The following is a 21,583-nucleotide window of genomic DNA, read 5'->3' on the forward strand; positions in this document are numbered from 1 at the left end:
CGTTCTCCTCATTATATGGTGATACCGTTGAATTGTTCTATTTTGCTCAACTTATCAGAAAGGGCTTCCATATCTCGACTCTCTTTTTCATGGGTAATCTTAGCATAGATTTGGGTAGTTCGGATATTCGTATGTCCAAGTATTTTAGAAAGGGTCTCAATAGGGACTCCATTGGTCAAACAGACTTCTGTTGCCATAGTATGGCGACTGGTATGCCATGTAATAGCCTTTTCGATACCACATTGTCGGATGATTTTCTTGATATTCTTACAAGCAGTTATATAGTGCGGAGCGGGAAAAAGGAAGTTATCCTTTGCTAGTCCCTCGTACTTCTCGATGATTTTTAGGGGAATGTCCAAAAGCATGATATTGGACTCCACACCCGTCTTCTGTCGCTTGGTCATAATCCAGAGTTTCCCATCAAAAGATGTTCGGATATTGTCTTTAGTCAAGTTCTTCATATCAGTAAAGGATAAGCCCGTAAAGCAACAGAATACGTACAAATCCCGAGCAAGTTCGATTGATTTGCGACGGAACTTTAAATCCAAGAGTTGGCGGATCTCATCTTTGGTCAGATAATCTCGGTCGGTACTTTCAGCGGATATACTGTAATCCACAAACGGGTCACGGATTATCCATCCGTGATTTTGGGCAATAGTAATCATACGACGCAAGGGCATCATATAAATCCATACTGTATTATGGGAGCATTGCTTTTCGGTGCGTAGAAAGATTTCGAAATCGGTGATGAAAGCCGGAGTTAGTTCTTTTAGCGCAATGTCGCTGACACGATAGCGGGTCTTGATGAACTCCTCCAAATGCTTATAGACCATACAATACTTACTATAGGTAGATGGGCTTCGTAAGCCTGCATCAACCTGTTTGACGAAGTCTTCATTGTGCTGGGCGAAGACTTTCAGCAGGGTTTCATGTCGCATTTCCAAACCTAAAAAGGCGTTCTTCACTTTCTCTGCAGTGACATAGTTGTCCCTCTCGGCAATTTCCTTGTATTTGGCATTGATGCCGACACGTATCTTGTCCAAGAAGCGGTTTGTCTCCAATGCCACGCTACTTTTTCCCAATGCACGATTACTTTTGATGTCCCATAAATCGGGGTGAATATCACATTTGCAACTGAACTGGGCTATCGTACCGTCAATGGTGATACGACACATAATGGGAACAGAACCGTTCTTCTTGGGAGCATTCTTTTTGAGGTAGAACAAAACCTTAAATGTACTACGCATAACTCTGACTTTTATGGTTTACAAAACTATTTATTGTCAGGTTATTCATTGCTATGCAAAGTATTGTCTTTCAATGGTAAAGAAACCACAGACAATTAAAAGGCTTCTTTTCTACCATCAAAATATCTTTGTCAAAGATAATCCCCAAAATGCAAGTCGGATTTTGCCCTATTCGTTACCGCTTTTCCCAAATCTCATATTCAAATGAGGTGGTAATGTTTTGGTAACGCTACTCTGTCCGGAGGTGGCATAAACCTGTCCTTTCAAGGTTTTCTGCCAGATGGCTTAAAGCCCCTAACTTACTGTGTCACAACTCATTTTCACCATTCTGCTTTTTTTAGACCTTTTGGGATAGATTTTCTTTGAAAAGCACTAAAGGTTTTGGAAGAAAGCACTAAAGGTTTCGGGAAAAAGCACTAAAGGTTTTGAGGAAAAGCACTAAAGGTTTCGGGGAAAAGCACTAAAGGTTTCAGGAAAAAGCACTAAAGGTTTCTGGAAAAAGCACTAAAGGTTTTGGAGAAAAGCACTAAAGGTTTTGGAGAAAAGCACTAAAGGTTTTGGAGAAAAGCACTAAAGGTTTTGAGGAAAAGCACTAAAGGTTTCTGGAAAAAGCACTAAAGGTTTTGAGGAAAAGCACTAAAGGTTTCGGGGAAAAGCACTAAAGGTTTTGAGGAAAAGCACTAAAGGTTTCGGGGAAAGTACCTAATCTTTTTAGAATAAAAAAAAAGAGGCTGCACCAAACTTGCATTTGATACAGCCTCTTTGTGGCTCTATTTATTTAGAATAGCTTCTATTCTCTAAATAGCTTCGAGTGTTGAGAGATAAACTCTGAGATTAAGCTTCTGCAGGAGCTTCTTCTTCAGCAGCAGCCACTTCTTCTGCTGTGCCTTCTGCTTCAGCTGCGGCTTCTTCAGCAGCAGCTTTTGCTGCTTCTTGTTTAGCCTTTTCTTCTGCAGCCTTCTTTTCTCTTAGAGCTTCGGCTTTAGCCTTGTTTACTTCTTTTTCTGCTTCAAGACGTTGTTTTGCTTCAGCGTTCTTTGCTTCCACAAGCTTTTGTCGCTCTGCTTGGAAGCCTTTTACCTTTGCTTCTTTCCAAGCGTCAAAACGTCTTTGTGCTTCTTCGAGAGTAAACTTCTCTTTCTTAACACCACCAAGGAGGTGCTTCATGAGCAGAACACCTTCTCTTGAGAGGATGTTTCTTGTAGTGTCTGTAGGTTGTGCGCCTACGTTCAGCCAATACAATGCTCTTTCAAAGTTCAAATCCACTGTAGCAGGATTGGTATTTGGGTTGTAAGTACCCAAACGCTCAATGAATTTACCGTCGCGCGGTGCTCTGCTATCTGCCACCACGATTCTGTAGAAGGGATAACCCTTGCGACCGTGTCTTTGCAATCTAATCTTAGTTGCCATTAATTTTGAAAATTAAGAATGTGAATAATTGATTTGTACGGCTTCCTCCCGTGAGCTACGCGTAACTCGGAGGAAATCAGGCACAAAGGTACGTTTTTAATTTTTATTCTGCAAGAGAAAGATCTATCACTCCCGTATTGAAGTATTTAAGGGTGATGGTACGCATCAAGCGGTTGTAGATAGCTCGGATATGCGTGGCTTTTGCTTCGGCATATTTATTCTTGACGATCTCCCATTCGTAGCTGCTAATCCTCCCCGCATCAAACTCCAATCCTGCAAGGCGAAGACTCTCTTTGGCATATTCTTCGTTGGATTTGGCTTGCTTGTGCTGTTCGATGGATTTGTTCAGGTCTATTTTTGCCAGAGATATGTTTTGCTCTTCTTCTGCCTGCTTTATCTTCAGGTCGTTCTCCATCTGCCGTTTTTGCAGAGTTGCACGCTTGATACCGCTTCTGATCTGTCCTTTCGAGAATATCGGGATGTTTAGAGACAGTCCTATGTATGTACGTCCGTTGCTTTTCATCTGATCTGCAAACGGGATGTTCACTCCTTTGAGATTCTTATCGAGAGAGAAGTAGTATCCGTTGCTGTATCCGGCATTCATGGAGAGTGAGGGCCAAAGAGCGGCTTTTGCGCGTTTGATGTCATATTCGGCTTTGTCTACTTCTCCTTGTGCTAGAGCGATGGTGGGGGAGACCCAGTTGACGTTTTTTGTCTCTGCATCGCTCAGGAGGAGACGTCCGAGGATTTCTTCGGCAGAAGTGGTCGCGATGTCGATGTCGAGATCTTTGCCTGCTCCCATATCGAAGAGAAGGTTGGCTTTAGCTCTTTCTGCATCGGCTTTGGTTTCTGCTACGCTCAACTTGTCCGATCCTGCTTGGGTTTGGAGTTCCATCAGCTTGGATTCCGGGAGCTTTCCTGCCTTCACGCGAGCTTCTGTTTCGTTCAGGTTTTTCATTGTCAGTGCAAGGCGTTCTTCCGCAACCTGTACGATCTCTTTGGCAAGAAGCAGGTTGATGTAGCCTTCCACTATTTTTAGGGCAACTCTGTCTTCTGCTTCTCGTATGATGAATGGTGTCTGCTCGTGTGCGAGCTTGCTTTTCTTGTAGTGATACCATTTGGCTCCACCTTCAAACAGCGACAGACCGGCTCCTATGGAGAATGACGTGTTACCGGAGCTGACATCTCTGAACACTCCCGATTTATCTTGAGAGCGTCCGAAGGAGAGGGATTCTCCCACAGACCCACCAAGATTAGGAGTAAAAGCCATCTTGGAGTCTTTCAGTTCGATCTCGATAGCATCTATCCTGTTTTGAAGGTTTATCAACATCGGGCTGTGCAGCTTGGCATATTCGATACATTCCGACAGCTTTTTCTCCTGAGCCTCTGCCCGATTCAGGGGTAAAAACAGAGCCAAAATAAGGGAGAAAAATGGCAGGTATAAAGGTCTCTCAAAAAAGCAATAAAGGTTTCTTGAAAAAGCACTAAAGGTTTCTCGAAAAAGCACTAAAGGTTTTTGAAGAAAGCAATAAAGCTTTTTGGAGAAAGCTCTAAAGCTTTTTGAGGAAAGCAATAAAGAGCTCTTGAAAAGGGGGCGAGGGTTTTTGGAAAAAGGAGCGTTGGTCTCTCTGAAAAGGTATGTCGGTTTCATGACTTGTGCTTAAAATCTTTATTTCTTATTGCCTCTTATGATCTCATTTTCGGTCAGACCGGAAAGGACTTCCACTTTGAGTCCGTCCGATATTCCGAGCTGAACTTCTTTCTTTTCAAAGTCTTCTTCTTTGCTACCCCCTTTGGAGACGTAGACAAAGCTTTTGTCGCCTTCGTAGTAAACACATTTTTCCGGGATGGTCATCACGTTTTCTTTCCTGTCCAAAATGATTTCGGCATTGCTGCTGAAACCGGCACGTATGCCTGTCAGGTCTGTTTTGTCCAGAGCAGCTTTTACTTCAAACATTACAGAGCCGGATGTCTGCACACCTTTGGGAGATACATACTCTACTGTCGCAGGGAATGTCTTCTTCGGCATTGCTCCTATTCTGATGGTAACATCGGCGCCCACCTTGATCTTTGCCACATCGCTTTCGTTCACATTACCTATGAAGAGAAGATCTTTGAGGTCTGCAATGCTTACGATGGTGGTACCTTCGTTGAAGTTGTTGGACTGTATGACGCTCTGACCGACCTTTACGGGTTGTTCCAAGATAAGACCCGAAACGGTGGCGCGTACAAGGGTGTTGTTGGAGCTTTTGGTGGATGCACTGGATCCTTTGCTTACCAGTTCGAGAGTCTCTTTGGCAGAGTTGTAGTCGATGGTTGCACGATCAAAAGCAGCTTTGCTCTCTTGGAATCGTTCTGTGGCAAGTACTTTTTGCTCGTAAAGGGACTTGTCTCTCTCGTAAACTTCTCTTACCTGATTCAGCTGTATAAGCGCTGTCTCGACTCTGGCTTGTGCATTTTGTACGGTGGCAATATCCGGAACCATCGCTATACGGGCTACAAGTTCGCCGGCTTGTACCATCTCTCCGGGTTGCTTCAAAAGCTCGGCAACGATACCGGTCATTTGAGGTTTGATGAGGACAAGATCTCGTGGCTCGATACTTCCTGTAAGGATCGTGTTCAGCTCCACAGTGTCATTGGTGGTTGGGTTTAGGGTTTCGTAGGCAACAGTCTTGTTCCCGGTTTTGGAAATAATGGTTCCTACAACAGAGATTACTACTAAGGCAATCACAACGCCCAGTATCACTTTTAATACTCTTTTTTTCTTGCTCATGATGGTTTATGTTTTTGTGTTTAATGTATTCGGATTATAATAGTATGTGATTTGTTTTATTCATCTCTTATTGCATCTATGGCTTTCACCTCAAGGGCTTTGTAAACCGGAAGAAGGCCGGCAAGAATACCGGAGACCAAGACAATAAGTATTGAAATGATCAGGATATGAAGCTGAGGATAAGGCGAGACGATAAACTCTCTGATACCGTTTATATTTTCTACCACACTTCCGATGCCGAGAGCTACAAGCAGACCAAGGAATAAGCCGGTAAAGCCTGCAAGAGAGATGATAAAAACAGATTCCAAGATAAACTGCTCGAATATATCTCTCGGCTTGGCTCCCAAAGCTCGGCGCACTCCGATCTCTCTCTGTCTTTCTCTTACCGTTACCAAAAGAATGTTGGAAACACTGATGATACCGGTAATGAGAGTTCCCATCCCTATAAGCCAGACTAAGATCTTTACGCCTCCCGTAATCATGCCGAAGAGACCAAAGATGATTCTCATCCCGGCAGAGATAAGCACATCTTTATCTTCCGGATGGATGTGGTACTTTCTTGAGAAATAAGAGAAAAGCTCCTCTTTTACTTCCTCTTCCGAAATATCCTGTTTGGGCGTTCCCAATAAAAGAACATTTGCTTCGGGGTTATCATTTGCCACGAATGGAAGGGGAATATAAGCAGAGTATGCCGAATTAGGGCCGAAAACCTGCATGTTCGCTTCCCCTGTTACTCCAATCACCCGAAAAGACATTCCTGAAACAAAAATGTGTTTGCCTAAAGCATCTTCCGGAGAGTCGAAGAGAGATTTTAAGACATTCATTCCAATGACGCAGACATTCTTCTTATCCACTATGTCTCTATCCGATAGAAGCCTGCCCGCAATCAATGCCGGGCGGTTTTGTTCCAAGTATCCTGTTGAGACACCCATCATATAGCCTCTGCCTTTCTTTTGAGTAGAGTTTATCGTACTCATCCAGCCTCCGTTCTGATTTTCCCAGATCATGGAGCAGACCACGTTGCTTAGTGTCTTGCTCTGTTTTTTGATTTGCAAATAATCATCATAGGTTGTCTCCAGCCTTCTATTGTTTTTATATCCTTGATAGGGGCGAGTGGTGGTGGAGAGCATATAAGCTGTGAGGTTGCTCGAAACGGACTCTATCTGTCTGTTCATCCCATTCTCCATCCCGATACCTATGCTTAGCAGTACTGTAAAGATGAACATCCCGAAGAAGACACCCATGGAAGTCATTACACTTCTACGCTTATTGGTGCGTATGGTGTACCATATTTCGGTCTGTCTTTCTTTGTCTAAAAAGTGTATCATAACTGTATATCTTTATATCTCACACCATTATTTCATATCTCTCATTGCCACAATAGCAGGTATTTTGATCGCTTTTCTTGCAGGAGCATACCCAGCTACGATACCGGCAATAATGAGAACAATGAGTGCTCCGAATGCTATTTGAAGATCCACTTGAGGGTCGGAAAATATGTACATTGACATATCATTATTGTCATTGGGAATGATTTGTTTACCCCAACCATTTCGCTCAAAAAGATCTCCGATCAGGTCTAATAACCCAACTCCTGCAAGAAGCCCGATCATCCCCGAAAAGACAGAGAGTATAATAGACTCTCCCAAGACAAGAGCCAGTATATTATAGGGTTTTGCTCCGAGTGCTTTCCGAATTCCAATCTCTTTGAAGCGTTCCTGTACAGTTACCTGCATAATATTTGATACCCCTACAACTCCTATTGTCAGCGTACCTATACCTATAATCCAAAGCAACATCTGAATGCCGGAAAAGATTTTCTGGATCGTTTTGGCATTTTGAGACGGATTGTCTATAAACATGGCTCCGTAATCGTCAGGGGATGCTTTCACAATCCTACAAATCTGAGATCGAAACTCATCCTCGTAATCTGCCAACTTTTCTGATGATATGTGAGGATGTGGATAAGCCATAAGGGTTGAGAAAGAGAGGACATCGTTCGGATACATATTGGCATAGGTGGCAAAAGGGATCTTATGAGTTCCTCTGCTGTAAACATCTATGTCTTGTCTTACTCCGATAACCTTAAACATTATACCATTTATAAGAACAGAGCTGTTTAGACACTCGTCCTTATTGGCAAAGATTTTAAGAATATCCTTTTCGGATAAAAGAATCACCTTTTGTCCCTCTTTCATTTCTTGAGGAGTGAACGTTCGCCCCATTACTATTGTTTCGGAGTTCTTTTCGTGCTCTGCGACTGAGAGGGTTGTTATCTTCGCATCGCAAACACCATAGGTTGTACTTATTCTTGTAAAGTTATCTTGCACCGGTTCTATGGCATAGAAAATATTTTTATTCATCTCTCTCAGGAGATCCAGTTGTGCCGGTTTGAGAGAAAGAGACCTGCCTGCCTGATAACCGGCATAAGGCTCTTCCGTACTCCATAGATAGACTTTGACATTTGCTTCAAGCTGTCCTAACTCTCCCGCTGTTTTGCGAATTCCATTTTCAACTCCTTTTCCGGAACCCAAGAGAAGAATCAATATGATGATTCCCCAAGCAATAGAGAATGCGGTAAGAGCACTTCTTAGCTTATTGTTCCGTAGAGAGTGGAATAACTCTTGAAAGAAAGAGATCATATCTTGTATTGTTTAAGATTAGATGATAAGCCCGTCACGTATATATATGGTACGTTGGGTTTCTTCTGCCACGCTTCGTTCGTGCGTTACAATGATCATGGTCATATTTTCCGAAGCATTGATCTCTTTCAGTAAGTTGATCACCTCTGTGGTCGTAGTGCTATCCAATGCACCTGTCGGCTCATCCGCTAAGATGACAGATGGTTTGGAGATCAAAGCTCTTGCGATAGCTACACGTTGCTTCTGTCCTCCGGACATTTCATTCGGTTTGTGATGACTCCAGTCCAGCAAGCCTACTTTATCCAAGTATTCGTGTGCTCTTTTTATTCTTTCTTTTCGCCCGATTCCTTGATAAAACAGAGGCAGTGCAACATTTTCCGCAGCAGTCTTAAACGGAATGAGATTAAAACTCTGAAATACAAATCCTACATCTTTCCCTCGTATGGCTGCAGCTTCTTTTTCGGATAAGTTTTGGATAAGTTTTCCATTGAGTCTGTAATATCCCTCATCGTAAGTGTCCAGGATACCGAGTATATTCAGCAATGTACTTTTGCCTGAACCGCTCGCGCCCATTATGGCAACCATCTCTCCTTTTTCCACTTCAAGGCTGACACCTTTAAGTACATGTAGTGGTTGAACTCCCGGATAGGTTTTGTGTAGATCTTTTATCTGTATCATGATGTTTGGTATTTGATGCAAAGGTATAATATCATAATGAATTATGCAATACATAGTACGGATATATTTTTATTACATTAGTAATACTTTGTACTCTTATTAGTTTAGATATTAAAACCTAAAAGAATGTAATAGCTTTGATTGATAATACTTTATAGAATAAATAGCTATATTTGTCTTGCTCAATAGAGCAGAGAAAAAATTTTTTAATAGTGGAACAAAAAGTGCTTAATTCTATCCCCGAACATATCCTACAACGAAAAGAGCGTATGCGGGCCTGCCTTACTTACCTTAAAGAAGAAGGGAAAGTTCCCAGCCTTAGGGAGTTGGCAGACAGGCTTTCTCTGCCTCCAGGTAGTGTGCGTTCTGCTTTTCACGACTCTTCCCGTTTCCTTAGTGAAAAGTTTATAGACTCTTTTTTGAGTGTTTTTCCGGGCATATTCTCTAAGGCATGGGTTATGGAAGGAGTGGGAGAGATGCTTTTGGCACAAACTCCACAGCCTTATACCACAAAACATTTTAAGGAAGGAGCCACACGTAGTGAGCGTTTTACCTACATTATGAAGCAGGAAGGGGAGAATTATCAAACATTAGCTCAAAAACTTTCAGGTATTTCTCAAACAACGCTTTATCGTATCTCAAAAAGGCAGAGTATCCCACACGAAAAGACCTGCGACAAGCTTCTGGAGGCTTATCCATACTATAGCAGACTATGGCTGCTGCATGGCAGCGGACCTATCTATAACGCTCAGTGGAATGATGCTATCCCTAACATCGACGACTCTAAACGAGAATACCTGAGGAGCAATGCCACTTTCTATGACAATGTACATCAGATGTATGTCCCTTTTGTCCCTATTCACGCCTATGCCGGAAAACTCAATTCGTATGAAGACGAAGTTTTTTTGGAAAGTTTGGAGCATAAACCTGTATTGGCGGATCAGAAGTATTTTGGGCATTATCTCTTATTTGAGGTCAAGGGCGACTCTATGACGGATGGATCTATGAACTCCATCCTCGATAAAGATATTTTACTTTGCCGAAGCATCAAACCGGAATATTGGCTATCGAAGCTGCACACGCATCATTGGCCCTACTTTCTTTTTGTAACTGTTTCAGAGGGATTGGTACTTAAATCTATTAAAGAACAAAACATAGATAAAGGATACTTTGTACTCTCATCTCTCAATCCGATGTTTGAAGACATCAAGATAGAGATGAATGACATCAGAGAGATCTATAACGTGGTACAGCTTGTGTCCCGAAAGTTCAAGCGTTAGGCTCTACTCTCCAAAAGAAGAAAAGTCATCTCTTACGGGATGACTTTTTTGTAGAAGTAGGTTTTGAAAAAAGCTGCTGATCGGAATAAAAAAGGAAGAAAGATATACCTGCTTTTTTCTTAAATATCTCGGCTGCCACGTAATTCTCTCAAAAAATGTATCTTTGTATTTAGTAGGAAAAATCCTGCTGTACCACAATTAAGAGACGTAATATATCATCATGAAGCTTAGACGCAATAAAAAAATAAAACTGCATAGAGAAGGAGTTGGACTTCTTGCAGGCACGTTTGTTCTATTTTTCTTTGTTGTGGCATATCTGTATGCCTTTGTAGAGAATAAGCTGGCATTCTATATTGTTACTCCCATAGCTCTTATTTTATTTCTCTTGGAGGTCAACTTTTTTCGTTCTCCATTGAGAAAATATGGTCAGGATACAGCCAAAAAGATTGTAGCGCCTGCTGATGGTAAAATTGTTGCTGTGGAAGAAGTTTATGAACCTGAAGTATTGAAGTGCAACTGTATTCAGATATCGGTTTTTATGTCTGTATTTAACGTTCATGCCAACTGGTATCCGGTCGATGGTTTTGTCAGATTGGTCCGTCATCATCAAGGTAGATTTATGGCTGCTTATCTCCCTAAGAGCAGTGTTGAGAATGAGCGTTCTACGGTAGTGATAGAGACTGAATGCGGACGGATGATTCTTGCTCGGCAGATTGCAGGGGCGGTAGCCAAGAGAATCATAACCTACGCCAAAGAGGGAGAGGAGTGCTATATAGACGAACACATGGGCTTTATTAAGTTTGGCTCTCGTGTGGATGTTTATGTCCCGTTGGACAGTACCGTAAAAGTGGAAATAGGACAAGTCGTAACGGGTAATCAGACTCTTTTGGCAGAGTTGTCTTAATATTCAATTGAAGAACCCATGAAGAAACACATTCCGAATCTGCTTACACTCTGTAATGCTCTATGTGGAGCGATGGCGGTGGCTATGGCTGCTGCAGAACTTTTCCATTGTGCTGTCGGACTCATTGCCATTGCAGCCGTATTGGATTTTCTGGATGGCTTCGCTGCCAGGATGCTAAAGGCTTTTTCTCCTTTGGGTAAAGATCTCGACTCTCTTGCCGATCTTCTCTCTTTCGGAATAGCTCCTGCCTTTATGCTATTCATGGTATTACAACCGTATGTAGGGTGGACAGCATTGTCGGTTATGGTACTTGTTGTCGCTTCTGTTTACAGACTGGCAAAGTTCAATAACGATCCTCGCCAGACTTCTACTTTTATTGGACTTCCTACCCCTGCCAATGCGATGTTTTGGATTGGTATGGTTATGTTTTTGAAGAATAACAGCCAGTGGCTTACATTAGGTTATATGCCATATTTGGTCATTGGTATAGCAGTATTGTTCAGCTACCTTTTGGTTTCTGAGATACCGATGCTGTCTCTAAAGAAAAGAAATGTCTGGATTTATGCCTTACTTGTCATATCTGTCGCTTTGATTTCTGTATTTGGTATGCTTGGATTCTCTCTGGCAATATTCTTGTACATTCTTCTTTCGTTGGCACTATGTAAACACATATACGAATAAGACAAAGATTATGGAGATAATATTAGGCATATTCATAGCACTATGCTTGTACTACCTTGTAAGATATATCATAGAAAAGAAATATGGATCTATACAGGGATTTTTTATCAGCCGTCTGGCAAAACGATTTGCAGAGCAAGCCTCCAGATATTCTCAAGCAGGAGAGTCTCAAAAAAGAGGACGAAGGCAGCAGAACACAGAGACACAGAAGCCGAAAGACTCTGTTTCTGTGATTCGAAGTGCCGGTATGGACAAAAAAAATGCTGAGTACGCCGAATATGAAGAATTGTAAAAGATATTGATATGAGTCGGAAACAAAATAAAATTCACAAAGGTCATATAGAAGGGCTACACTGCGCAGGCTGTGTAGCCTTTGCTACAAAAACAGCACAGGAAATAGAGGGAGTAGAGGAGGTAAACATCTCTCTGCTTCATAAAACCATAGAGATTTCCGTTGCCAAACATGAGCAGGCAGATACCGTAAAGAGTGTACTCCACGAGGCAGGTTATGATGTAACATGGGATGGTCAGCCTCAAGAAGAGCTTCTTGAAGATAAAAGTATTCTGATCAGAATGATTACCGCCATTGTTATGGCAGTATTACTTATGGGGATTCATCTGATGCATGGTTTTCACTGGCACCCTCTTCCAAAAGTGGTAGAAGATATAGCAGCTCTTCTCTTTGCATCTGTTTCGTTTGCTTACTGCGCATTGCCATATCATCAACGAGCCTTAAAGATGCTCAAGTTAAAGACGACCAACATGGATACACTCATAAGTCTGAGCATCTCCGTGGCATACTTCTTTAGTATATATATCATACTCTCTTCTCACTTACGGGAAGAGGTCTCTCATGATACGATGCACTATTTTGATGCTGTGGGTATGATTGTGGCTTTTGTGCTTGTCGGGAAAAGATTGGAAGAGAGAGCAAAGCAGCAGACTACCGTGGCTTATAGAGAGCTTATGGGTAGAGTGCCGCAACAGGCTTCTGTAAAAAGGGATGGAGAGTTTGTTTCTGTTCCAATTTCCGAAGTGGTGGTAGGAGATATTCTACGTCTTAGACAAGGAGAATATGTGGCTGTCGATGGTGTTGTCATGGAAGGAACTGCCACAGTGGATGAGAGCACCATAACGGGCGAACCCATTCCAAAGCTGAAGGATGCCGGTGATGCTCTGTTTGCAGCAACGGTTTCCACATCCGGATTACTGGAGTATCGGGCAGAAGCAGTAGGGAAAGAGACTCTTTTCGGCAAGATATTGGAGGCGGTTAAAAGGGTTCAAGGCATGCAGGCACCTATTCAACGCATTGCGGATAAGATTGCTTCTTACTTTGTTCCCGTAATTCTTCTTTTGGCTCTACTCACCTTTGTGCTATGGAGTGTATCCTCTATCCCCGGCTCTGTATCCTTAGGACTCTTTTTTGCAGTTTCGGTACTTGCCATTGCTTGCCCTTGTGCAATGGGATTGGCAACACCTACGGCGATTACGGTTGCAGTGGGAAGAGCTGCCAAAGAACACTTGCTAATCTCAAACGTGGTCGCATTGGAAAATATGTCCGGAGTTACTGATGTTGTGTTGGATAAGACAGGCACACTGACCTTGGGACGTCCTCAGGTCGTGGCTTCTCTGTGGTGGGGAGAAAAAGAAGCAATAAAGAGAGTGGTGATAGAAGCCGAACGGAGAAGCACTCATCCATTGGCAGAAGCAATTATAGAACGGCTCTCCGTAGGACTCACAGAGAGAAAAGAGATCTCTCTTGTCGGCTTTGAAGAAAAGATCGGCAAGGGACTTGAGTTTGAAGATGTACAAGGAATAAGATACAAGATCGGCAGTGCGGAGTATGCCGATGCTCCTACGAAGAATCCATCGGAGAAGTCCGTCCTTTCGGGTTTTCTGCTTTCGCATCCCAATGCCACCTTTATCTATCTTTCCCGAAACGGCTATCTTACGGCTGTATGGGCTATTGAAGACTGTTTGAAATCTACCGCAACGTCATTTATACAGGATTTGAAGTCCGGTAACATCACGCCTCATCTTCTTTCCGGAGACAGAGAAGAAGCTGTAAAAGCACTTGCGCTTAAGCTGGGGATAGATAAATATAAAGGAGGTTTAACACCGGAGGATAAGGCGGAATATCTTCGAGCCTTAAAAGGAAAAGGTAAAAAAGTGGCGATGATTGGCGATGGTGTCAACGACTCTCCCTCTATGGCTGTTGCGGATATCAGCATAGCCATGGCCACCGGAAGTGATATTGCCAAAGAGGTTTCCGATCTTACGGTCATAGGTACTACTCTTACACCGATATCTACATTCATCAATCTCTCCAAGAGAACGAAGAGAATCATATATGAAAACTTCGCTTGGGCATTTCTCTATAACCTTGTTGCCATTCCGATGGCTGCGGGAGTGTTCTATCCGAAACTCTATATCTCTCCTCTCTGGTCAGCCGGAGCCATGGCGATGAGTTCGATTATTGTCGTTGCCAATAGTCTCCGCTTGAGAAGAGTAAAACTTTAGGATAGAAAGATCAGCTTGATCATAAATAAAAAGGGAGGTAAATTCTTTTTCTGAATTTTACCTCCCTTGATTTTTTCCAACTCTTATCTTTCTTGTCGTAGCCATATCTATTTTATTTGTTGTACACGTTTACTTCTTTGCATGAACCTTTATAGAATCTGAAATCAAGGTGCGAATCCCTCAAATCATGCTTTGGTTTCCGGCAATCAAGCTGCGATGGTTGCAGACCGAACCTTGATTTGCAGAATTGTTAAGCTTTATCTCCCTTTTTTAGCGTGATAACAACATTTTATGAATGGGTTAAGATGAGAAAGAAAAGCGGTTGCCGAAAAAGAGAGAACGGACAACAGAAGAGCCACGAGAGTAATACGCTTACCGACGCTTGGCAAAAAAACTTTTCATCAGAGCAGCACACTCCTCCTCAAGAATGCCTGTTGTAAGCTCCGTTTTGGGGTGAAGAATTTTATCTGAAACGGCACGAAATCCGAATTTAGCCTCAGGAGCGCCAAAAACCACTCTGCCAAGTCTGCCCCATTTGATGGCTCCGGCACACATGACGCAAGGCTCTATGGTAATGTATAGAGTACAATCCGTAAGAAACTTTGCTCCTAAATGCATTTGGGCAGCAGTGATGGCAAGAATCTCTGCATGTGCCGTTACGTCGCATAGCTGCTCCGTTCTGTTGTGTTCGGATGCAATGATCTTTCCGTTGGAGACTATCACTGCTCCAATAGGAACTTCATTCTCTTCGTATGCGACAGTGGCTTCTCGCAGAGCCGCACGCATAAAAAACTCATCGGAAAGTAAGTTGTCTTGCATATTTTATACGTTTTATATTTACATTTGCCTTTCGGAATAAGATTTAGGATAATGGCAAGGCACAATCAATATGGCAGCATCGGTGAGAAGTATGCAATAGATACTTTGACGGATATAGGGTTCAATATCCTCGATACCAATGTTAAGATCGGGCGGTATGAGATAGACATTATCGCAATGGAAGGGGATGTGCTTGTCTTTATAGAGGTGAAGTCCAGAAACAGTCTGCCTTCGGCTCTTGGGATCGAAGAGATTATACCTCCCGGTAAGCAGCGCCACATCTTATCTGCCGTGGATCTCTATTTGCACTCTTCTACCATAGAGTATAGAGATGTCAGGATAGACTATTTCTTTGTCTGCGATAATGACATAAAGGCATTAGAGTATCTACACGTTCGTAATGCTCTAATGCCTTTTGTCTGATCTTATCTCAGCTTCAGAATATCTCCTTCTGTCGGCAGGTATTCGTCGTTCAGCTTGTTTAGCTTGTATAAGCTGCTTAGCTTGATGCCATATCTTTGCGAAATGGTATGGATGCTTTCTCCAACGGATACAATATGTTCAAAATGCGGAGGTTGTGCTCTGGAAAGCTTCGGTTGAAGATACACAATGTCTCCGGCAGCAAGTGGATAACCCGCCGGAAAATCGTTGTAAGCGGAGAGCTTTTGTTCGGAGATCTCATACTCTTGAGCAATGAAAGCCAAGTTGTCTCCTCTTTCTGCAATGATGTAGAGAAGATTGCCGTTGAGATAGGGCTGACGTTCTCCTTTTTCATTTCTCGTTTTTTCTTCAATCACAGGTCTGCTTGTCTTCTGCTCCGGAAGATATGGATTGACTCTCTCTACCCCCTTTTGAGGTCTGTTGTATTCGTAATACCTGCTCACATTTCCTTGGTCTACAAGATACAGCCGATAGTCTTCTATAATCTTGATAAGCTTGTTGGCGTATGCTTTATCCGTGGCATATCCCGCTCTTTGCAGGCCTTTAGCCCAGCCTTTATAGTCGCTGACATCAAGCTGGAATAGGGGAGCGTACCTTTTCTTTTTTAGAAACTCCGCATGGTCTGCAAAGGACTCTTCCGGAGAGTTGTAGGCTCTGAAACACTCGTTGGGTCTGTCGTCCGTATGAAATGTTTTGGCTCCTCTCCAGGAGTTGTGGCATTTGATACCGAAATGATTATTGGCTTTCCTTGCCAATGTAGACTGTCCGGCTCCGCTTTCCAAGAGTCCTTGTGCCAAAGTTATGCTCGCCGGAATGCGGTATTGACGCTGATGCTTGTAGGCTAAAGGCGCATAGCGTTGTATGTAGGCGTCATATTTGGAGTTGATACCTCTTGTCCCTTGCGGTGTTGGTGGGGGAGCAACCTGTCTGGGAGCAGAGCAGGACGCGAGTAGAAGTATTATGAAGCAAAGAATGTAAGAGTGTTTCATACGGAATTTATTTGGTGTTAAACTTCTATGGCTTCACCTTTCAGGGTTGCGGATGTTGCTTCTGTTATGCGTACCTGGGCAAGCTGACCTATCCGGTAGGAGCCTTTATCGAATACGACCACTTTGTTTTGTTGGGTACGTCCGAAGAGTTGATCTCTCGACTTTTTTGAGAATCCCTCTATGAGTACTTCAAAGACTTTTCCGATGTCTTGCTTGTTGCTTTTTTCGGAAAGTTCGTTTTGCAGATTGATCATCCTCTGAAGACGATCCAACTTCACCTCTTCCGGGACATCGTCCGGAAGCCTTTTTGCTGCATAAGTACCTGGTCTTTCGGAGTATTTGAACATAAAAGCAGAGTCGTATCCTACCTCTCTCATGAGGTCGAGAGTCTCTTGAAAGTCTTCTTCTGTCTCCGAATGGAAGCCACAAAACATATCTGTAGAAATTCCACAGTCCGGCATTATGGATCTTATTTTACTTACTCTGTCCAGATACCATTCTCTGGTATAGTTCCGATTCATTACCTTTAAGATCTTGTTGCTCCCGCTCTGAGCCGGCAAGTGTATATGCTTACATATATTATGGTACTTGCTCATGACAAGCAGTGTCTCGTCGCTCATGTCTTTGGGATGAGGAGAAGTAAATCGGATTCTCATATTGGGAGCTCGCAGTGCAATCAATTCCAACAACTTTGCAAAGTTGATCTCTTCTCCCTCCGGAGTGGTATAGAGATAAGAGTTGACATTCTGTCCCAAAAGAGTAACCTCTCTATATCCTTTTTCTTTCATGTGATCTATCTCATTCAGTATGCTTTGGATAGATCTGCTTCGCTCTCTGCCGCGAGTATAAGGTACGATGCAGTAAGTACAGAAGTTGTTGCACCCTCTCATGATAGAGAGAAATCCGCTGATGTGAAGCCCGCTCATTTTCAGAGGGATTACATCCTTGTATGTCTCTTGAGTGGAAAGCTCTACGTTTATTGCTTTCTCTCCTTTCTCCGCAGCACCGACAAGGTTCGGGAGATCCATATAAGAGTCAGGACCTACTACGAGATCCGCGTTATGATTATTGATGAGATCTTCCTTGACACGCTCTGCCATACATCCAAGCACACCAAGTACAACTTTCCTCCCGGACTTCTTTCTCATGTGGTGTAGCTGCTCCAATTTGTTCAATACTTTGGTTTCGGCATTTTCTCTGACCGAACAAGTGTTGATGAATATGGCATCTGCTTCGTCCATGTTCTCTGTTAAATCATATCCGTCTGTCTCCATAATAGATGCCACAACCTCACTGTCTGCGATGTTCATCTGGCATCCATAGGTTTCTATGTATAGTAATTTTACGTTGTTTGAATTTTTATAGTCTTTGTTTTTTGTATTAATCATGGGATGAAATTAAATTTTTTGTCTTATCTCTATTTGCGAAATAAAAATATTCAAAGTATTTGTTGGATCAAAATATTATTATTACCTTTGCAGGCAAACGCATAAGATTTTTCATAGTTAAGGTTTTGGTTAATTACATGAAGGGCTTAGACCGTGAGGTTTGAGCCCTTTTTTCTTTATCTTTGTAGGGAAATAAATAGAATTATTTGCGAGAGGATAAAACAATTCATACATTTGGGGCAAATGTACGAATAAACTCCTATAAGATAATAAAGTATGGGTGCTTTTATAATGTTGGCTACAATCTTCGGGCTGATCGGATTCTTCGTGAAGCAAGTTTCTAAACAGAAAGAGAATGCACAGGACGAAGAGATCGGAACGGACGATGTCTTTGACTGGAATTTCTTCGGTCAAAAGAGCGTAAAGGGCTTGTCTGATGAGATCTTTAGACTCAAAGAGAAGAGTGTAAAGCCAAGTCTTGATATTGCAGGCAATACGAAAGAGGTTTTTCAGCAACCCCCTTTGGATGTAGTTCCATCTCATTCGATCCGGCAAAAGTATGACTTCAAGGCGGAGACAGAAGGGAAAAGTTTTCGAGCAGAATACAGATTCGAGCCGGAGGAAGAGAAGCGACCGGAAAGTCTTCAAGCCCGATTGGAGAGAGAGGATTATATCCCTGACAACATTGAGGAGTGGAGACGCGCCATTATCTTTTCCGAGTTGTTGAAGCGCAGATTTTAGCTCAACAAAACCACAGAAAGACTAAGAGAGGAGAGACGGATCCTCATAGAGTAGAAGAATAATACATAGACATAACCATATATCAATTATTAAATTAGCTTATGGCATTGAAATTCATGACCGCAGAAGAGGCTGCGGTATTGGTAAAAGACAACGACAACGTAGGTTTTAGCGGATTCACTGCAGCCGGTTGTCCTAAGGTTGTTACTAAGGCAATAGCGGACCATGCAAGAAAAGAGCATGAAGAAGGACGTCCTTTCCGCATAGGAATGTTTACCGGAGCGTCATCGGGAGACCGAATGGATGGAGAGTTGGCACGAGCAAATGCGATAAAGTTCAGAACTCCTTACCAAAGCAATAAGGATCTTCGCAATCTACTCAACAGCAACGGCACATCTTACGTCGATATGCACCTTTCAATGCTCCCTCAATATCTTCGTTATGGTTATCTGGGAAAGGTCAATGTTGCCATCGTGGAAGCCTGCGACGTAACAGAAGAAGGGGAGATTGTTCCGACTTCTGCGGTGGGAATCCTTCCTACTATCTGTCGTTTGGCAGACAAGATCATCGTGGAGCTCAACGACAAACACCCGAAAGAGATTCGCGGCTTGCACGACCTTTATGAGCCGGCAGACCCTCCCGTTCGCAAAGAGATACCCATATATAATGTAAGAGACAGGATCGGAACGACCACCATAAAGGTAGATCCGGAAAAGATCGTTGCAGTGGTCAAGACATCCGAGCCGAATGACGAAGGAGGCTTTGCTCCTCTTGACGATGTAACAAGAGCCATCGGAAAGAATGTTGCAGACTTTCTTGTGAAAGAGATGCGCGAGGGTCGTATGCCTAAGAGTTTCCTGCCTCTTCAGAGCGGTGTGGGCAACGTAGCCAATGCCGTGCTTGGAGCTTTGGGAGACAACCCTGATGTTCCAAACTTTGAGGTCTACACCGAAGTGATTCAAGACTCCGTGATCAGCCTTATGAAGAAAGGGCGCGTAACGTATGCGAGCGGATGCTCTCTTACCGTTTCCCGCGATGTGATACAGGAGATCTATGCCAATCTCGACTTCTTCAAGGACAAGATCGTTCTTCGTCCGCAGGAGATTTCCAACAATCCCGAAATCGTTCGTCGTTTAGGACTCATCACCATCAATACTGCTCTCGAAGCGGATATTTTCGGTAACGTAAACTCCACTCACGTTCTGGGCACAAAGATGATGAACGGTATCGGAGGGTCGGGAGACTTTACCCGTTCCGCATATCTTTCCATCTTTACCACACCATCTACGGCAAAGGACGGAGACATCAGCGCGTTCGTTCCGATGGTTTCTCACCTGGATCACTCCGAGCACTCGGTGAACATCATTATTTCCGAGTATGGCGTTGCCGATCTTAGAGGGAAAGCACCGAGAGAAAGAGCTGAAGCGATCATCGAAAACTGTGTACATCCGGACTATCGTCCCGTTTTGCGCGAGTATCTGCAGCTGGGCGTAAAGGGACACACACCTCAGTGCCTGAGTGCCGCATTTGCCTTCCACGAACAGTTTGCAAAGACCGGCAGCATGAAGAATGTCAAGTGGGCAGACTACACAAGATAACCGCGCTTGTATTTATACATTATATGATATACCATCAGAAAGATATACCCATCTCTTTTTCGGAAGAAGGTGGGTATATTTTTTCTTAAACGAAGCTATTACTATTTATGAAAGCAGAGACAAGAAAAGAGATAGATGCTCTCATACAGAGTGAGATAGTGCCGGCAACGGGCTGTACGGAACCCATTGCCGTAGCCTTCACCACCGCTGCTGCAGCCGAGCTGTTGGACGATGCCCCCACGCAGATAGACGTTTATCTCAGCACGAATGTCCTCAAGAATGCGATGGGAGTGGGCATTCCCGGCACGGGCATGATAGGTCTTCCCATTGCCATTGCGCTCGGAGCCATAATAAGAGACTCTTCCATGGGGCTCAACATCCTTGGCGGCATCTCTCCGGAGCTGGTCGAAAAAGGCAAGCAGCTCCTTGATAACATATCCATTAAAATCGGGCTGAAACAAGAGCCCGTGGACAAGCTCTACATCGAGACCGTCATCACCACGCCGAGCGGAACAGCTTCCGCCGTGGTGGAGCATCTCCATACCAACATCATAAAACTCACCAGAAACGGCGAGACGCTCCTCTCCCGATCTTCCGAAGAGACCTCCGGCGGGAGAGAAGAAGAGACAGACGGACACATCATGCTCGACTACGACCTCGTCTACCGCTACGCCATGGAAGCGCCCCTCGAAGAGATCCGCTACATCATAGGAGCCGCCGAGATGAACAAGAAAGCATCCGAGGAGTCCTCACAGGGCGACTTCGGGCACGGCATCGGCAAGATGCTGACCTCCCCACAGGCGCACCACCTCATGGGCGACACCGTCTACACCCGGGTACTCTCCATGACCGCGAATGCCTGCGACGGCCGCATGGGTGGCATGCCCATCCCCGTCATGAGCAACAGCGGCAGCGGCAACCAAGGTATAGCCTCCTCGCTCCCCGTCTACAGCTACGCCAAAGAGATCGGAGCCTCTGAAGAACAGATGGCGAGAGCCATCATGCTCAGCAGCCTCATGGTCATCTACATCAAGCAGTCTCTCGGCAGGCTCTCCGCCCTTTGCGGATGCGTCGTGGCAGCCACCGGATCCGCCTGCGGCATCACCTACCTCATGGGAGGCACCAAAGAGCAGATCGGGTATGCCATCAAAAACATGATAGCCAACATCACCGGTATGATGTGCGACGGAGCCAAGCCCGGATGCGCCCTCAAGGTAGCCACCGGAGTATCGTCCGCCATGCTGGCTGCGATGATGGCAATAGAGCAGCGAGTGGTAACCTCCACCGAGGGCATCATCGACAATGACGTGGACAAAACCATCCGTAACCTCACCCTCATCGGTGCCGATGCGATGCAGCAGGTGGACAAGGTCGTGCTCGACATCATGACCACCAAGTAGGGGGGGAGGAGTCCCAATTCGCGTGAGCAATCTTCTGTGGATCCTATCGCTCCGTCGCCTTCACTCACCAGA

At 43.9% G+C, this 21,583-nt stretch carries 19 protein-coding genes; 9 read left to right on the forward strand and 10 right to left on the reverse strand.

The window, feature by feature from the left end:
- Positions 1-11 precede the first annotated feature (11 nt).
- From JT26_RS01325 to JT26_RS01355, 7 genes are all read right to left on the reverse strand, one after another.
- Positions 12-1,247, reverse strand: coding sequence for a site-specific integrase (locus tag JT26_RS01325; protein WP_036845057.1), 1,236 nt, complete (start codon positions 1,245-1,247; stop codon positions 12-14).
- A gap of 834 nt (positions 1,248-2,081) precedes the next feature.
- Positions 2,082-2,657: a 30S ribosomal protein S16 gene (locus JT26_RS01330; protein ID WP_036845060.1), complete on the reverse strand. Its 576-nt coding sequence runs from the start codon at positions 2,655-2,657 to the stop codon at positions 2,082-2,084.
- A 103-nt stretch (positions 2,658-2,760) separates the two neighbouring features.
- Positions 2,761-4,074 (reverse strand): TolC family protein, encoded by a 1,314-nt coding sequence (locus JT26_RS01335; protein ID WP_160217621.1) that lies wholly within the window; start codon positions 4,072-4,074, stop codon positions 2,761-2,763.
- 252 nt (positions 4,075-4,326) lie between these two features.
- Entirely contained in the window at positions 4,327-5,430 is a 1,104-nt protein-coding gene (locus JT26_RS01340; RefSeq protein WP_036845063.1) for an efflux RND transporter periplasmic adaptor subunit, read from the reverse strand.
- A gap of 56 nt (positions 5,431-5,486) precedes the next feature.
- Positions 5,487-6,758 carry an ABC transporter permease gene (locus tag JT26_RS01345; protein WP_052110278.1) on the reverse strand — a complete coding sequence of 424 codons (1,272 nt, stop codon included), beginning with the start codon at positions 6,756-6,758 and terminating at the stop codon, positions 5,487-5,489.
- 27 nt (positions 6,759-6,785) lie between these two features.
- The gene (locus tag JT26_RS01350) at positions 6,786-8,072 is read right to left on the reverse strand and encodes an ABC transporter permease (protein ID WP_036845067.1); all 1,287 of its coding nucleotides are present in this window, start codon (positions 8,070-8,072) and stop codon (positions 6,786-6,788) included.
- Between the two features lie 18 nt (positions 8,073-8,090).
- Positions 8,091-8,750: an ABC transporter ATP-binding protein gene (locus JT26_RS01355; RefSeq protein WP_036788960.1), complete on the reverse strand. Its 660-nt coding sequence runs from the start codon at positions 8,748-8,750 to the stop codon at positions 8,091-8,093.
- 212 nt (positions 8,751-8,962) lie between these two features.
- Between JT26_RS01355 and JT26_RS01360 the strand changes: the two genes are divergently transcribed.
- The 5 genes from JT26_RS01360 to JT26_RS01380 all read left to right on the forward strand — a co-directional run bounded on the left by JT26_RS01360 (position 8,963) and on the right by JT26_RS01380 (position 14,135).
- On the forward strand, positions 8,963-10,030 hold the full coding sequence (locus JT26_RS01360) for a S24 family peptidase (protein WP_152566956.1): 1,068 nt from the start codon (positions 8,963-8,965) through the stop codon (positions 10,028-10,030).
- 217 nt (positions 10,031-10,247) lie between these two features.
- The gene (locus JT26_RS01365; RefSeq protein ID WP_036788964.1) at positions 10,248-10,934 is read left to right on the forward strand and encodes a phosphatidylserine decarboxylase family protein; all 687 of its coding nucleotides are present in this window, start codon (positions 10,248-10,250) and stop codon (positions 10,932-10,934) included.
- An 18-nt stretch (positions 10,935-10,952) separates the two neighbouring features.
- Complete coding sequence (gene pssA / locus JT26_RS01370) at positions 10,953-11,615, forward strand: CDP-diacylglycerol--serine O-phosphatidyltransferase (RefSeq protein WP_036845073.1); 663 nt, start codon at positions 10,953-10,955, stop codon at positions 11,613-11,615.
- A gap of 10 nt (positions 11,616-11,625) precedes the next feature.
- Complete coding sequence (locus JT26_RS01375) at positions 11,626-11,907, forward strand: hypothetical protein (RefSeq protein ID WP_036845076.1); 282 nt, start codon at positions 11,626-11,628, stop codon at positions 11,905-11,907.
- A gap of 11 nt (positions 11,908-11,918) precedes the next feature.
- Positions 11,919-14,135, forward strand: a complete 2,217-nt coding sequence (locus JT26_RS01380; RefSeq protein ID WP_052110279.1) for a cation-translocating P-type ATPase — start codon at positions 11,919-11,921, stop codon at positions 14,133-14,135.
- A 372-nt stretch (positions 14,136-14,507) separates the two neighbouring features.
- Here JT26_RS01380 and JT26_RS01385 read toward each other — a convergent pair whose 3' ends face one another.
- On the reverse strand, positions 14,508-14,954 hold the full coding sequence (locus JT26_RS01385) for a nucleoside deaminase (RefSeq protein WP_036788970.1): 447 nt from the start codon (positions 14,952-14,954) through the stop codon (positions 14,508-14,510).
- A 51-nt stretch (positions 14,955-15,005) separates the two neighbouring features.
- Between JT26_RS01385 and JT26_RS01390 the strand changes: the two genes are divergently transcribed.
- Positions 15,006-15,377, forward strand: a complete 372-nt coding sequence (locus JT26_RS01390; protein ID WP_052110280.1) for a YraN family protein — start codon at positions 15,006-15,008, stop codon at positions 15,375-15,377.
- Between the two features lie 2 nt (positions 15,378-15,379).
- On the opposite strand, the gene JT26_RS01395 is transcribed toward JT26_RS01390, so the two are convergent.
- A complete protein-coding gene (locus JT26_RS01395) occupies positions 15,380-16,384 on the reverse strand; it encodes a glucosaminidase domain-containing protein (RefSeq protein ID WP_036845079.1) in 1,005 nt (334 codons plus the stop codon).
- A 17-nt stretch (positions 16,385-16,401) separates the two neighbouring features.
- The gene (miaB, locus tag JT26_RS01400) at positions 16,402-17,772 is read right to left on the reverse strand and encodes a tRNA (N6-isopentenyl adenosine(37)-C2)-methylthiotransferase MiaB (RefSeq protein WP_036845082.1); all 1,371 of its coding nucleotides are present in this window, start codon (positions 17,770-17,772) and stop codon (positions 16,402-16,404) included.
- A gap of 276 nt (positions 17,773-18,048) precedes the next feature.
- On the opposite strand from miaB, the gene JT26_RS01405 reads away from it, so the two are divergent.
- The 3 genes from JT26_RS01405 to JT26_RS01415 all read left to right on the forward strand — a co-directional run bounded on the left by JT26_RS01405 (position 18,049) and on the right by JT26_RS01415 (position 21,511).
- Positions 18,049-18,513, forward strand: coding sequence for a hypothetical protein (locus tag JT26_RS01405; protein WP_036845084.1), 465 nt, complete (start codon positions 18,049-18,051; stop codon positions 18,511-18,513).
- 101 nt (positions 18,514-18,614) lie between these two features.
- Positions 18,615-20,111, forward strand: a complete 1,497-nt coding sequence (locus JT26_RS01410; RefSeq protein ID WP_036845087.1) for an acetyl-CoA hydrolase/transferase family protein — start codon at positions 18,615-18,617, stop codon at positions 20,109-20,111.
- 107 nt (positions 20,112-20,218) lie between these two features.
- The gene (locus tag JT26_RS01415; protein WP_036845089.1) at positions 20,219-21,511 is read left to right on the forward strand and encodes a serine dehydratase subunit alpha family protein; all 1,293 of its coding nucleotides are present in this window, start codon (positions 20,219-20,221) and stop codon (positions 21,509-21,511) included.
- The last annotated feature ends 72 nt before the right edge of the window (positions 21,512-21,583 follow it).

The organism is Porphyromonas sp. COT-108 OH1349 (assembly GCF_000768755.1).
Lineage (GTDB): Bacteria > Bacteroidota > Bacteroidia > Bacteroidales > Porphyromonadaceae > Porphyromonas_A > Porphyromonas_A canoris.